This is a genomic window from Bradyrhizobium zhanjiangense (genome assembly GCF_004114935.1).
In the GTDB taxonomy this organism is placed as follows: Bacteria; Pseudomonadota; Alphaproteobacteria; order Rhizobiales; family Xanthobacteraceae; genus Bradyrhizobium; species Bradyrhizobium zhanjiangense.
In genome coordinates this window covers 7291025-7305793 of the sequence record NZ_CP022221.1, presented here as the reverse complement: position 1 = coordinate 7305793, position 14769 = coordinate 7291025, and the positions used below count along the sequence as shown (strand labels likewise).

Genomic DNA, 14769 nt, shown 5'->3' with positions numbered 1-14769 from the left:
TCTTGCGCGGGCCCGCCCAAAATGGTGTAAGGCCCGCGATTTCCCATTCCTCTCGCAGGTTGTGTGCAAGCTATGGCCAAAGCCGCTTCGAAGCCGAAGAAAATGCCAGCGAAAATCCCAGCGAAATCAAAGTCCTCCGCCGCCGCGAAGGCCGCGCCGCCGGCCCGCAAGGCGCTGGCCAAGAGAGCGCCGAAGTCGGTCGCCAAGCCCGCTGCCAAGTCCGCCGCCAAGCCGGCGGCAAAGGCCGTGACCAAGGCGGCTCTGCCGAAGGTCGCTGCGAAGCCCGCACCGAAGAAGGCTGCGCCCGCGAAAGCGGCGCCAGCAGCGGCCAAGGCCGGCAAATGGGTGTTCACGTTCGGTGACGGCAAGGCCGAGGGCCGCTCGGAAATGCGTGACCTGCTCGGCGGCAAGGGCGCCAACCTCGCCGAGATGGCAAATCTGGGCCTGCCGGTGCCTCCGGGCTTCACCATCCCGGCCTCGGTCTGCACCTATTTCTACGCACACGGCAAAACCTATCCGAAGGAACTGCAGTCGCAGGTTGAGAAGGCGCTGGAGCATGTCGGCAAGTTGACCGGCAAGGTATTCGGCGACACCAAGAACCCGCTGCTCGTCTCCGTGCGCTCCGGCGCGCGCGCCTCGATGCCGGGCATGATGGACACCGTGCTCAATCTCGGCCTCAACGACCAGACCGTGGAAGCGCTGGCCGAGCTGTCGGGTGACCGTCGCTTCGCCTATGACAGCTATCGCCGCTTCATCACCATGTATTCGGACGTGGTGCTCGGCTTCGAGCATCATCATTTCGAGGAAATCCTCGACACCTTCAAAGACAGCCAGGGCTATACGCTCGACACCGATCTGTCCGCCGACGACTGGGTCGAGCTGGTCGGCAAGTACAAGGACGCGGTCGCCCGCGAGACCGGCAAGGAATTCCCGCAGGATCCGCACGACCAGCTCTGGGGCGCGATCGGCGCAGTGTTTTCCTCCTGGATGAACACGCGCGCGGTGACCTACCGCAAGCTGCACGACATTCCGGAATCCTGGGGCACCGCGGTCAACGTGCAGGCCATGGTGTTCGGCAACATGGGCGAGACCTCGGCGACGGGCGTTGCCTTCACGCGCAATCCCTCGACCGGCGAGAGCAAGCTCTACGGCGAGTTCCTGATCAACGCGCAAGGCGAGGACGTGGTGGCGGGCATCCGCACGCCGCAGGACATCACTGAGGAGGCACGCAAGGAATCGGGCTCCGACAAGGCGTCGATGGAATCGGCGATGCCGGAGGCCTTCAAGGAGCTGACGCGGATCTACACGCTGCTCGAGAAGCACTACCGCGACATGCAGGACATGGAGTTCACGGTCGAGCAGGGCAAGCTCTGGATGCTCCAGACCCGCGGCGGCAAGCGCACCGCGAAAGCGGCGCTGCGCATCGCGGTCGAGCTCGCCAATGAGGGCCTGATCTCGAAGAAGGAAGCGGTGACGCGGATTGATCCCGCCTCGCTCGATCAACTCTTGCATCCGACCATCGATCCCAACGCCAAGCGCGACGTGATCGCGACCGGCCTGCCGGCCTCGCCTGGCGCTGCGTCCGGCGAGATCGTGTTCTCCTCGGATGAAGCGGCCAAGCTCCAGGCCGACGGACGCAAGGTGATCCTGGTCCGTATCGAGACCAGCCCGGAAGACATTCACGGCATGCATGCCGCCGAAGGTATCTTGACCACGCGCGGCGGCATGACCTCGCACGCGGCGGTGGTCGCGCGCGGCATGGGCAAGCCCTGCGTCTCCGGCTGCGGCACCATCCGCGTCGATTACGGCCGCGGCACCATGAGCATCGGCTCGCGCACCTTTAAGACCGGCGACGTCATTACCATCGACGGATCGCTCGGCCAGGTGCTCGCCGGCCGCATGCCGATGATCGAGCCGGAGCTGTCCGGCGAGTTCGGCACGCTGATGAATTGGGCCGACCAGGTCCGCAAGATCGGCGTGCGGGTCAATGCCGATACGCCGGAGGACGCGCACACCGCGATCAAGTTCGGCGCGGAAGGCATTGGCCTGTGCCGCACCGAGCACATGTTCTTCGAGGAGACGCGCATCCGCACGGTGCGCGAGATGATCCTCTCCGAAGACGAGCAGTCGCGCCGTGCCGCGCTCGCAAAGCTGCTTCCGATGCAGCGCGCCGACTTCGTCGAGCTGTTCGAGATCATGAAGGGCCTGCCCGTCACGATCCGGCTTTTGGATCCTCCCCTCCATGAATTCCTGCCGCACACCCATGCCGAGGTCGAGGAAGTGGCGCGCGCCATGAACACCGACCCCAGGCGCCTCGCCGACCGCGCCCGCGAGCTCTCGGAGTTCAACCCGATGCTCGGCTTCCGCGGCTGCCGCATCGCGATCGCCTATCCTGAAATCGCCGAGATGCAGGCGCGTGCGATCTTCGAGGCGGCGGTCGAGGCGCAGAAGCGCACCGGCAAGGCCGTCGGTCTCGAGGTAATGGTGCCGCTGATCGCGACCAAGGCCGAGCTCGACCTCGTCAAGGCGCGGGTCGATGCCACCGCGCAGGCGGTGATGCGCGAGACCAATACGAAGCTCGCCTATCAGGTCGGCACCATGATCGAGCTGCCGCGCGCCTGTCTGCTCGCGGCCGAGATCGCGCAGTCCGCCGAGTTCTTCTCGTTCGGCACCAACGATCTGACGCAGACGACATACGGCATCAGCCGCGACGACGCGGCGAGCTTCCTCGGTCCGTACGTTGCGAAGGGCATCCTCTCGGTCGATCCCTTCATCGCGCTCGACCAGGAAGGCGTCGGTGAGCTCGTCAAGATCGGCGTCGCGCGCGGCCGCAAGACGCGGTCCTCGCTCAAGGTCGGCATCTGCGGCGAGCACGGCGGCGATCCCGCTTCCGTCGCCTTCTGCCACACGATCGGCCTCGACTACGTCTCCTGCTCGCCCTACCGCGTACCGATCGCCCGCCTCGCTGCGGCGCAAGCCGCGCTCGGCAAGGAGATCGCGAGCCAGGCGTAAAGCGACGAGGTCAAATGTTGAATGCGAAGAGGCGGGGCCCAACCCCGCCTCTTTCATTTTGCGCCGTGCTGTATCCACACCGTCATTGCGAGCCCAACGGGTCCGCGCGAAGCGCGGCCCGATGACAGGCTCCGCGAAGCGATCCAGAATCTTTCCGCGGAGCGATTCTGGATTGCTTCGTCGCAAGTGCTCCTCGCAATGACGATCGTGTTGCATGTGCCTCGCGCCACACACTTAGTGTCATCGCCCGGCTTAACCGGGCATCCAGTACGCCGAGACGGCAGTGTCTGAATCGAGAAGCCGCGGCGTACTGGATGCCCGCCTTCGCGGGCATGACATCGGTTATGTGGAAACGCTTTGCGCAAACGCCAACAACGGAACTCATCACACGTCCCGTAATGATACGTGCGTGCAAGAGTTCCTTCACCATATGCGTTGACCCATTATTTACCGCTTCACCTCGCTCGGCATTTACCAACACGCGCGATCACTCCGTGAAAACACCTGTGTTCGCTTGAGTGTGCCGTGCGCGCCACGTCGATTAACGCCCCGGCAACCTAAATTAGATACTTACAATAAAGATCGAATTGCACGGACGTACTGCCGTTCGATTTTTCTGGCGTAAGCGTAGCGTGAGCGTATCGATGTCAGTGTTGCGTAACCATCCGAAGGGCGCGCGGTTCGCGTCCTTCGGCATCGGTCTCTGCATCTTCGCATTGATGCCGAGAGAGACCGGCTATCAGGACATTGCCTCGCTGCTGGCGCGCCAACCCGGCGTCGCCGAGCGGTGGCAGAAGCAGGTGTATTCCGCGGCATCCTCGATCCAGCTCGCCACCTACAGTTTTTCCCGGCCGATCGGCACCTCGGTTCCGCAGAGCGCGATGGTTCGCCTCGCCAGCATCGATGGCCGCGACGTCACCGGCGCGATCAGCCGCAATCCGGCGCTGCAGGCGCCGCCGCGCTACCAGGCCGCCGATTTTCCCAAGGTCGATCGCTCCATGAAGGGTGATCGTCTCGCGATCGTGACGCCGACGACGTCTCCCGATGCGGCTACGCCGCCGGCAGCGCCCGCGCAGGAAGATCCTGCGACGTCGAACAGCTCCGTGTTCGGCGCCAAGACCGCCACGCTACCGCAGCCGATGTCGCCGGAGTCCGCGGCCGCGCTCGATCCCGAGCTCCAGGAAGCGCTGCGTGCGCCGCCGCTGCCGCAATATACCAATGCGCCGCAGGCGAGCGATAGCGCGCGCGCGTTTGCGGTGCAGCCGCCGGAAGCGCTGAAGCAGGCCACCGCGCCGGCGCGCGATCCCTTCACCGTCAAGACGTCGAACCTGTTCTTCGGCAGCTCCTCGCTCGGCGGCAATCTCGAAAGCATCGAGAGCTGGCAGCCCGGGGCCGAGCCGCTGATCGTGATACCTGATCCCGATATGAAGGTGACGGCCTCGCTGTCGCCGCCGACAGCGGAGATTGCCAAGGACGTCGAAAGCGGTGAGAGCGTCGCGCCGAAGGGCGAGGTCAACGCCGACAACCAGCGCGCCAGGTCGCCGGCAGAGCGGCTCGCGCTCGACGACAAGTCGCGCGCCAAGTCCGAGAAGTGTCTCGCCGAAGCGGTCTATTTCGAATCGCGCGGTGAGGCCGTGCGTGGCCAGATCGCGGTGGCGCAGGTGGTGATGAACCGCGTCTTCTCGGGCAAATATCCCGACACCGTGTGCGGCGTCGTCTACCAGAACAAGTACCGCCATTTCGCCTGCCAGTTCACCTTTGCCTGCGACAACAATCCGGACGTGATCCGCGAGCCCGAGATGTGGGAGCGCGCGAAGAAGATTTCGAAGGCGATGCTCGATGGCCAGATCTGGCTGCCCGAGGTCGGCAAGTCGACGCACTACCACGCCTATTGGGTGCGCCCGTCCTGGGTCGCCGAGATGAAGAAGATGTACAAGACCGGCGTGCACACCTTCTATCGGCCACGCAACTGGGGCGACGGCAGCGAGGAGCCGAGCTGGGGCACGCCCGCGCAGACCGCGGCGCTCTCCGCCGCGCTCGCGCAGGAAGCCAAGAGTTCCGCGGAGATGGGCGAGCGGCGGTAGCGCCTTCACGAAAGACCGTCATGCCCGGGCTTGTCCCGCGCATCCACGTTCTTCGCGCTGTGCCGCAAGACGTGGATGGCCGGGACAAGCCCGGCCATGACGTTGTGGAGGCGTTAGTGTTCCAATCACGCCTCGATATCCAGCGCACAATCGAAATTCGGCGCCGAATGCGTCAGCGCACCGGCCGAGGCGTAGTCGACGCCGGTGGCCGCGATCGCCGCGATCGAGTCCAGCGTGACGCCGCCGGACGCCTCCAGCTTGAGGCGGCCCTCGGTGAGCCTCACTGCCTCGCGCAACGTCGCGATATCCATGTTGTCGAGCAGCACCGCGTCGGCCAGTCCGGTGGCCAGCACCTCGCGCAGTTGCGCAAGCGTGTCCACTTCGATCTCGATCTTGACGAGATGGCCGGCATAAGCGCGGGCGCGCTCCAGCACGGGCCGGATGCCGCCGGCGACCGCGATGTGGTTGTCCTTGATCAGGATCGCATCGTCGAGGCCGAAGCGGTGATTGAACCCGCCGCCGCAGCGCACGGCATATTTCTCCAGCGCCCGCAATCCCGGCGTGGTCTTCCGCGTGCAGCAGATGCGCATTTTCGTGCCTTCGGTGCGCGCGACGTAGTCGGCCGTGAGCGTCGCGATGCCCGACAGGCGACCGACGAAGTTCAGCGCGGTCCGCTCCGACGTGAGAATGGCGCGCGCAGGCCCTGAGATCGTCAACACCTGCTGTCCGCGGGCAACCCGCGCGGCGTCGCGGACATGCGCGCGGACCTCGATGTCGGGTGAGAGCTTTTGCAGCGTCGCCAGCGCCAGCGGCAATCCGGCGATCACGCCGGATTGGCGCGCGACCAGGATCGCCTGCGCCGTCGTGGCTTCCGGAATTGTTGCCAGCGAGGTGACGTCGCCGGCGCGCCCGAGGTCTTCGTCGAGCGCGCGCTGCACGGCCCCGTCGATGGCGAGCGGCGAGAGAAAGGCGTCGGGATGGAGCAGTGAGGTTGCGGTGATCATGAGAACTCCGTCAGGCCATGATGGGTTGCGCGGTGTGCGGCATTGAGTGATCGGCGAGGCCGTCGGCCACCTCGCGCACTGCGGCGAGCGTGGTCATCATTCGTTGCGCCAGGGCAGGGACTTCCGCCGGATGGTCGGAGCGGAAATGCGCGCCGCGGCTCTCCTGCCGGCTCCAGGCCGCGGCCGCGACGAGCAGCGCGGACGTCGCCATGTTGCGTAGCGCGATGCTCGTAGCCTCGCGTTCGAGCGCAGCGAAGCTGTGGACGGCCTCGGCAAGCCCGTCACTGTGGCGGATCACGCCGACGCGTGCGGTCATCACCGCCCGCAGCCGCTTCACGGCCGCAGCATCGGGCACACCGCCGTGCGGCGTCACCAGCGCGTCCGGAAGCCGGGCAGGCGCGGGGGCGGCGCAGCCGTCGATGTCCTCAGCGATGCGCGCGGCGTAGACCACGGCCTCCAGCAGCGAATTCGACGCCAGCCGATTGGCACCATGCGCGCCGGTGGAGGACACTTCGCCGCCGGCCCAAAGCCCGTCGATCGAGCTGCGGCCGCGCGCGTCCACTGCGATGCCGCCCATGTGGTAATGCGCGGCCGGCGCGATCGGGATCGCCTCTGTCGCGGGATCGATTCCGGCGGCGATGCAGCTCGCATACACGGTCGGAAACTTTTCGGCGAAGCGCGTCCCCAGCGCCTGTCGCGCATCGAGGAAGGCGCCGCGCCCGGCCGCGATCTCGGCGAAGACGCCGCGGGCCACGATGTCGCGCGGCGCGAGCTCGGCGAGCGGATGGCGCGCCGGCATGAAGCGCTCACCGTGGCGGTTGATCAGCGTCGCGCCTTCGCCGCGCAGCGCCTCGGTCGCAAGCGGCGCCGGATCACGCCCGACCATGATGGCAGTCGGATGGAACTGCACGAATTCGGGATCGGCGATCACCGCGCCGGCGCGAGCGGCGATCGCAAGGCCCGAGCCGCAGGCCTCGAGCGGATTGGTGGTGGCGGCATAGAGATGCCCGAGGCCGCCGGTGGCGAGCACGATCGCGCGCGAGGCGAGGATGATCGGCCGTGCAGCGGGATTGCCGGCCTCGCGCAATTGGAGGCCCGCGACGGCGCCGTCTTCGCTCAGCAGTGCTTCGGCGACGAGACCTTCGATGATGCGGATCGACGGCGTGTGGCGCACGGCCTCGCTCAGCGCTGCGATGATCGCGGCGCCGGCCCGATCGCCGCGCACATGCACGATGCGCCGGGCCGAGTGTGCGGCTTCGCGTCCCACGGCGAGCTTTCCTTCGAGGTCGCGATCGAATGGGACGCCATAGGCGAGAAGCTCATGGATTCGCGGCGCCGCCTCCCGCGCGATGCCAAGTGCAACGGCTTCATCGACGAGACCGCCCCCGACGGCAATCGTGTCCGCGGCATGCGCTTCCGGCGTATCGCCTTCGGCCACCGCCGCCGCGATGCCGCCTTGCGCCCATGCCGATGATGCGCCCTGTCCGAGCGGCGCCGCCGAGATCAGCGTCACCGGCCGCGGCGCGAGCTTCAGCGCGCAAAAGAGTCCGGCAAGGCCGCCGCCAACGATGACGACGTCGTCGGTGGCGCGGGTGAGATTGTGGATCGTGTTCGTCATAGTTCTCTCCAAGCTTTCCGTCGTCGTCCCGGCGAAAGCCGGGACCCATACGCCGCGGCGGTTGTTGTTTTGCGAAGCTCTGTAACGACGTTCTTCGCAAACCACATCGTTCGGTGGTTATGGGTCCCGGCCCCCGTGCGCAATTGCGCACTAGGCCGGGACGACACCGAGTGTGTTGCTAATTCTTCAGATTGATCATTCGCTCGACCGAGCGCCGTGCGCGCATCGCGAGTGCGGGGTCGATCGTCACTTCCTCGCGGAGCGTCCGCAGGCTTTCCAAGATGTTGGCAAGGGTGATGCGCTTCATGTGTGGGCAGAGATTGCAGGGGCGCAGCATCTCCACGTCGGGCAGCTCCGCCCGCACGTTGTCGGCCATCGAGCACTCCGTGATCATCACCAGCCGTCGCGGCCGCTTGTTACGCACCCAGTTGATCATGTGCGCGGTCGAGCCGGTGAAATCGGCCTCCGCCAGCACGTCGGGCGGGCATTCGGGATGCGCGATGATCTGCACCGTGGGATCGCCATCGCGAAGGTTGCGCAGCTCTTCACCCGTGAAGCGCTCGTGCACTTCGCAGGCGCCCTTCCAGGCGATGATCCTCACATCGGTCTTGGAGGCCACGTAGGTGGCGAGATAGCGGTCGGGCAGGAAGATCACGCTTGGCGCGTTCAGGCTCTCGACCACCTGCACCGCGTTCGACGAGGTGCAGCAGATATCGACCTCGGCCTTCACCTCCGCTGAGGTGTTGACATAGGCGACGACCGGCACGCCGGGGAATCTTTCGCGGAGCAGGCGCACGTCGGCGCCGGTAATGCTGGCGGCGAGCGAGCAGCCGGCCCGTGAATCCGGGATCAGCACCGTCTTGTCCGGGTTGAGCAGCTTCGACGTTTCCGCCATGAAGTGCACGCCGCACTGGACGATGATGCCGGCCTTCACCTTGGTCGCCTCGACCGCGAGCTGGAGCGAGTCGCCGCCGATGTCGGCGACGCAATGGAAGATCTCCGGCGCCTGGTAGTTATGCGCGAGGATCACGGCGTTCCGGGCGCGCTTCAGCTCGTTGATCGCCTTGATGGTCGGCGCTAGCAGCGGCCACTCGATCGGCGGGATCACGTGTTTCACGCGTTCGTAAAGGGATGCAGTGGCGCGCTCGACCTCGGGCGTCCAGTCCAGCGAGGGCATTGGCAGCGCGGCTCCCGCTCGGGAGGGCGCGGCGCGAGGGGAGCTGATGTCTTGGACATTGACTTGGCCATTGATTCGGCCGTGCGGCCGGTTGGCGAAGTCGTCGGGACCGTAGATTCCAGTGATCGGCATCGAAGCCTCCCTTGCATGCCAATTATGCTCAATATGAGTATATTTTGAGCCCGAGTAATCCGGCCGAAGGCCGGAGCTGGATGTCATCGACACTCTAATATGCTCAATATGAGTAAATCAAAGATAACACGCTCCGCCGAAGATCGCTAGGCCCCATCGCACACATTCCCGTCAAGTCACCCGACGCGCGTCCGGCGAGCCGCGTGAAACGCAATGCTCTCGCGATAGCTCCTCGTGGAATGCAACCGTTTTTGACTTGGGATTTTCATGCAAATGCATTAAACGCCTGAGCCCTGACTTCCTATTTGCGAATCCGCCAACAGACGAGGAACACCATGTCGACACAGATAGGCGAGCTCGCTCCGGTCTCACGTTCCTCGACCTGGCGCACCCCGGCCGTCATCATTCTATGCGGCTGCGCGATCGGCATGCTTGGCTTCGGCCCGCGCTCGGCGCTCGGCTTCTTCGTGCAGCCGATGAGTCATGAGTTCGCCTGGGGCCGCGACGTGTTCGGCCTCGCGATCGCCATGCAGAACCTGCTGTGGGGCTTGGGCCAGCCCCTCGCCGGCGCGGTCGCCGATCGCTTCGGCCTGTTCCGGGTGATGTGTGTCGGCGCTCTGCTCTATGCCGGCGGTCTGCTCTTGATGCGCTACTCCTCGACCCCAGTGTCGCTCGACATCGGCGCCGGCGTCATGATCGGCTTCGGCCTCGCCGGCTGCTCGTTCAATCTGGTGCTGTCGGCGTTCAGCAAGCTCCTGCCGGCCGAGAAGCGCGGCCTTGCGCTCGGCGCCGGCACCGCGGCGGGATCGTTCGGGCAGTTCCTGTTCGCGCCGATCGGCGTCGCGCTGATCGACAATTTCGGCTGGCAGCAGGCGCTCTCCGTGTTCGGCTTCCTGATGCTGCTGATCATCCCGCTGTCGCTGGCGCTCTCGACGCCGCCGGTCGCAAGCGCGGCGACCGCGGCGCCTGCGGATGAGCAGACCTTCACCAGGGCGCTGGCGGAAGCCTTCGGTCACCGCTCCTACGTGCTCTTGGTGCTCGGCTTCTTCACCTGCGGCTTCCAGCTCGCCTTCATCACGGTGCATCTGCCGGCCTTCCTGGTCGATCGCGGCATCTCGGCGCAAACCGGCGGCTGGGTGATCGCGGCGATCGGCCTGTTCAACATCATGGGCTCGTTGAGTGTCGGCTACCTCCAGAACACGCTGCCCAAGCGCTACATCCTCTCGACGATCTATTTCACCCGCGCGCTCGCGACGCTCGCCTTCATCTCGTTCCCGATCACGCCGTTCTCGGCGATCGCATTCGGTGCGATCTCCGGCCTGACCTGGCTGTCGACGGTGCCGCCGACCTCGGCGTTGGTGGCGCTGATGTTCGGCACGCGCTGGCTCGCAACGCTCTATGGCTTTGCCTTCGTCAGCCATCAGGTCGGCGGCTTCCTCGGTGTCTGGCTCGGCGGCGTCGTGTTCGAGCGCTTCGGTTCCTACACGCCGATCTGGTGGCTCTCGATCCTGTTTGGCGTGCTCTCCGCACTGATCAATCTCCCGATCGTGGAGAAACCGGTCGCACGGGCGGTTGCGCAGCCGGCCTGATCGGCTAAACATTCCCGACAAACAAGTCAGGGAGTTCAGTCGTGGCCACGTTCAACGCAATCCGGATCGACAAGGCGGACAGGGGCACCACCGCGCAGCTGACGCAGTTCGACGAAGCCGAGCTGATGGACGGCGACGTCACCGTGCGTGTGGAATGGTCGACGCTGAACTACAAGGACGGCCTCGCGCTCACCGGCAAGGCGCCGGTGGTGCGCCGCTTCCCGATGATCGCCGGCATCGATTTCGCCGGCACGGTTGAAGCGTCCTCGCACCCGCAGTGGAAGGCGGGCGACAAGGTGGTCTGCACCGGCTGGGGCATGGGCGAAACCCATCTCGGCGCCTATGCCGAGAAGGCGCGGGTGAAGGGCGACTGGCTGGTCGCGCTGCCGCAGGGCCTGTCGGCGCGCGACGCCATGGCGATCGGCACAGCCGGATTCACCGCGATGCTGTCCGTCCTGGCGCTGGAGAAGCACGGCATCTCGCCGAAGAGTGGCCCGGTGGTGGTGACGGGTGCCGCCGGTGGCGTCGGCTCGGTTGCGACCGCGGTGCTGTCGAAGCTCGGCTATCACGTCATCGCTTCGACCGGTCGGGCCTCGGAGGCAGACTATCTGAAGCACCTGGGCGCAGCCGAAGTGATCGACCGCAACGAATTGTCGGCACCGGCGAAGCCGCTGGCCAAGGAGCGCTGGGCGGGTGGCGTCGATAGCGTCGGCTCGACCACGCTCGCCAACCTCCTGTCGATGACAAAATACGGTGGAGCGATCGCGGCGTGCGGCCTGGCGGCCGGCATGGACCTGCCATCTTCCGTCGCGCCGTTCATTTTGCGCGGAGTGTGCCTTCTCGGCATCGATTCGGTGATGTGCCCGATCGAGCCGCGGAAAGCCGCCTGGCAGCGCCTGGCGTCCGATCTCGACCGGACGAAACTAGCTGAAATCACTCATGAAATTCCGCTTGCCGAGGTGTCCGACTGGGGCGCGAAAATTCTGGCCGGCGCGGTCCGCGGGCGCATCGTGGTAAAAATAGTCTGACGGCGTTCAGACTTTACCAACCAACCTGCTCCAATCTTGCCATGGTTAGTATGGTAAGCAGCGGGTAAAGAGAGATAAGGCATCGCCCGCCGCGGGGTTGGTTCGGAGTTGAGCATGCTTGCGCGTATTGTGTTGGGGGCTGTCACGGCGGCAGCGACGTTTGCGCCGGCCATTGCCGGAAGCATGAATGCAGACGAGGCGCGCCGCTTCGTCGCCGGCAAGGTGTTTGCTTTCACCTGTTTCGACGGCACCCGCGGTGCGGGCCGCATCCTCGACGACCTCGGTGCCGCCGGCGCGGTGCAGTTCTCCGGCGCAGGCCCGGTGAAACATCTCCGCCTGCCCGGCAACACGCTCCAGATTCGCGGCCAGAACGTCTGCGCCTCGATCAAGGGCATTCCGTTCGAGCCCTGTTTCAACCTGGAAAAGACCGACGAACGCAGCTTCCGCGGCTCGGTGTCGGGCATGGGCTTCGCCTATTGCGACTTCCACCATCAGGGCGGCAATCAGATGCTGATGGCGCGCGCCGTCGCGCGTCCGCGCTCGCTGCGCTCATCGGAGCGCACAGGTTCGATCGGCGCGCCCAACACAGAGGTCGCCGCGCGGGTCGAGACGCCGCGTGTCGAGAGCGGTCGCCTCGAGCCGGTGAAGTCGGAACCCGCGAAGACCGAGGCCCCGTTGGAGCTGCGCCGTTCGACTCAGTGAGCTGGCTGCGCGGGGCAGGCCGCGCACTTTGTCGTTGAAGATTCCTATCGAACACGAAGCCGCCGCGCCGTAGTCATACGGACGGCGGCTTTCATGCGTTGGTAGCTGTTCGCGTCCCAGTTTGCGTACGGCCGGGGGACGCGGCCCTACGCAAGGGTTCAACGATGTCGCTGTACTTTTTCCGCATCAGCACCGGCCGCTATTCCGGCGCTGCCGACCAACCTTACGAGTTCGAGGATCGCGCAGCGGCCTGGACCGAGATGACCGAGGTTTGCGCCAATCTGCTCGGCGGCATCGCTCGCGGCCTGAAGCCGAATGCCGAGTGGCGCATGGAGCTGCTTGACGAGAACAAGCAGCCGATTTTTCGCGTCAGCCTGGTTGGAGAGGCTGTCGGATGCAAAACGTCCTAGGTCCGACTTCAAGCTGCAATTTACAACTATGACGAGACTATCCTCGTTCAATTTCAATTATTTAGCGCGCAAAATCAGTATTTCTGCGAGGGCGCTCATTAACCAAAAGAGGAACTCTGACCGATAGGCTTTCACGGTAAGGGCGATCAACGTCCAAGCGGCCAGCAATGACTTGGCAGCTCGTTGCTTGGGAAACGTACCATGTTGAGCCTTTTTCAGGATATGCGGATCGGGACCAAGCTGGCGATCGCTTCGGCTCTCGGCGTGCTCCTGGTTGGAGCCATGATTGCGAGCCAGATGCTCGGCAATGCGAGCATCCGCGAGACCAGCCAAAGCGCACTTGCACAGCAGGAGATCGCGCGCGACGCAGTCAGGGCCGAAGTTGCAGTTCGCGGCATGCAACTCGCAGTGCGCGACCTTCGTCTCGCCAATAGTGCGGCCGATCTTCACAAGGCCAGCCAGAGTCTCGGCGATCAGCAGAATTCGATGAGCATGCTGGTCGAGGCGATGCTGAGGCTTTCTCACGCGGCGGAGAATCGTGTCCGCATGGAGAAACTGAGATCGCTCGCGGCGGACTATGGCAAAGCTGCGCAGCAGATTGCCGGCGTGCGCGGCGAAGCCGTCGCCGTCGCCGCGTCTGGCCCAGACGGCGCGACGCGCGCCGCGAAGCTCAATGACGAAGGCATTCGCATCGCGCGGGAGGTTACCCTGCCGATCGCAGCCCAACTCGACACGCTGATCAGCCAGATCGCCGACTATGCGAGACACAAATCCGACGAGGACAACGCCGCGGCTGCCGCTCAGATGAGATCGAGCGAGCAGATCGGAACGGCGGTCGGCGCCTTCGCGGCGCTCGTTCTGATCGGCTCCTGGCTCCTCTCCTTCCTCAGCATCGCGCGGCCGATCCGCGCGCTCACCGTGGCCATGGACAAGCTCGCCGGCGGCGATTTTTCAGTGGTGCTACCCGGGCTTGGTCGCAAGGACGAGGTGGGCGGCGTTGCTGCTGCCGTCGAGAAATTCAAGATCGTGTCCGAGCAGAAGGCGCAAGAGGAGGCCGAAGCCAAGATCAGGCAGGACCAGATCGCGGCCGCGCGACGCAAGGCCGAGATGCACAAGCTCGCCGACAGTTTCGAATCCGCCATCGGCGAGATCGTCGAGACCGTCTCTTCGGCCTCGACCGAGCTCGAGGCCTCGGCTTCGACGCTCACCTCGACCGCCGAGCGCGCGCAGGAGTTGACCACGGTGGTTGCTGCCGCCTCCGAAGAGGCCTCGACCAACGTGCAGTCGGTGGCATCCGCTACCGAAGAACTGTCCTCATCGATCAACGAGATCAGTCGTCAGGTTCAGCAGTCCGCGCGCGTGGCCAACGAAGCGGTGGGCCAGGCTCGTGTCACGACCGAGCGGGTCAGCGAGTTGTCCAAGGCGGCGACGCGCATCGGCGACGTGATCGAGTTGATCAATTCGATCGCTGGCCAGACAAATCTGCTCGCACTCAATGCCACGATCGAGGCCGCCCGCGCCGGCGAAGCGGGCAAGGGGTTTGCGGTGGTTGCCTCCGAGGTCAAGGCCCTGGCCGAGCAGACGGCCAAGGCAACCGGCGAGATTGGGCAGCAGATTTCCAGCATCCAGACCGCGACCGAACATTCGGTCGGCGCGATCAGGGACATCAGCAACACCATCGAGAAGCTGTCGGAGATCTCTTCGACGATTGCGGCGGCCGTGGAAGAGCAGGGCGCCGCGACGCAGGAAATTTCCCGCAATGTGCAGCAGGCTGCAGAAGGCACTCATCAGGTGTCGTCCAACATCACTGACGTGCAGCGCGGCGCAAGCGAGACCGGCTCGGCGTCCTCGCAAGTCCTGTCTGCCGCGCAAATGCTGTCCGGTGACAGCAACCGCCTCAAGCTCGAGGTCGGCAAGTTTCTCGGCTCTGTGCGCGCCGGCTGACGGTGGCGTCTTGAGCAGACCCCGATCTGCAACCGCCGCGCGCGAAACTGCGATGGTTGCGCGCGTTCG

10 protein-coding genes are annotated in these 14769 nt (G+C 65.2%); 7 read left to right on the top strand and 3 right to left on the bottom strand.

Annotation, left to right across the window (positions count from 1 at the left end; translation table 11 throughout):
* Window positions 1-72: 72 nt before the first annotated feature.
* On the top strand, window positions 73-3012 hold the full coding sequence (gene ppdK / locus XH85_RS35105) for a pyruvate, phosphate dikinase (protein WP_164939915.1): 2940 nt from the start codon (window positions 73-75) through the stop codon (window positions 3010-3012).
* 644 nt (window positions 3013-3656) lie between these two features.
* A complete protein-coding gene (locus XH85_RS35095) occupies window positions 3657-5096 on the top strand; it encodes a cell wall hydrolase (RefSeq protein WP_164939914.1) in 1440 nt (479 codons plus the stop codon).
* A 125-nt stretch (window positions 5097-5221) separates the two neighbouring features.
* On the opposite strand, the gene nadC is transcribed toward XH85_RS35095, so the two are convergent.
* From nadC to nadA, 3 genes are all read right to left on the bottom strand, one after another.
* Window positions 5222-6100 carry a carboxylating nicotinate-nucleotide diphosphorylase gene (nadC, locus tag XH85_RS35090; RefSeq protein ID WP_128935542.1) on the bottom strand — a complete coding sequence of 293 codons (879 nt, stop codon included), beginning with the start codon at window positions 6098-6100 and terminating at the stop codon, window positions 5222-5224.
* 10 nt (window positions 6101-6110) lie between these two features.
* Window positions 6111-7718, bottom strand: a complete 1608-nt coding sequence (locus XH85_RS35085) for an L-aspartate oxidase (RefSeq protein ID WP_128935541.1) — start codon at window positions 7716-7718, stop codon at window positions 6111-6113.
* 178 nt (window positions 7719-7896) lie between these two features.
* Window positions 7897-9027, bottom strand: a complete 1131-nt coding sequence (gene nadA, locus XH85_RS35080; protein WP_128935540.1) for a quinolinate synthase NadA — start codon at window positions 9025-9027, stop codon at window positions 7897-7899.
* Window positions 9028-9362: 335 nt separating this feature from the next.
* On the opposite strand from nadA, the gene XH85_RS35075 reads away from it, so the two are divergent.
* The 5 genes from XH85_RS35075 (at window position 9363) to XH85_RS35055 (ending at window position 14700) form a co-directional block, all read left to right on the top strand.
* Window positions 9363-10616, top strand: coding sequence for an MFS transporter (locus XH85_RS35075; protein ID WP_128935539.1), 1254 nt, complete (start codon window positions 9363-9365; stop codon window positions 10614-10616).
* Window positions 10617-10657: 41 nt separating this feature from the next.
* The gene (gene acuI / locus XH85_RS35070) at window positions 10658-11644 is read left to right on the top strand and encodes an acrylyl-CoA reductase (NADPH) (protein WP_128935538.1); all 987 of its coding nucleotides are present in this window, start codon (window positions 10658-10660) and stop codon (window positions 11642-11644) included.
* Window positions 11645-11758: 114 nt separating this feature from the next.
* The gene (locus tag XH85_RS35065; RefSeq protein ID WP_128935537.1) at window positions 11759-12346 is read left to right on the top strand and encodes a hypothetical protein; all 588 of its coding nucleotides are present in this window, start codon (window positions 11759-11761) and stop codon (window positions 12344-12346) included.
* 164 nt (window positions 12347-12510) lie between these two features.
* Window positions 12511-12756, top strand: a complete 246-nt coding sequence (locus XH85_RS35060) for a DUF6894 family protein (RefSeq protein ID WP_091892596.1) — start codon at window positions 12511-12513, stop codon at window positions 12754-12756.
* A 201-nt stretch (window positions 12757-12957) separates the two neighbouring features.
* Window positions 12958-14700, top strand: coding sequence for a methyl-accepting chemotaxis protein (locus tag XH85_RS35055; protein ID WP_128935536.1), 1743 nt, complete (start codon window positions 12958-12960; stop codon window positions 14698-14700).
* Window positions 14701-14769 lie beyond the last annotated feature (69 nt).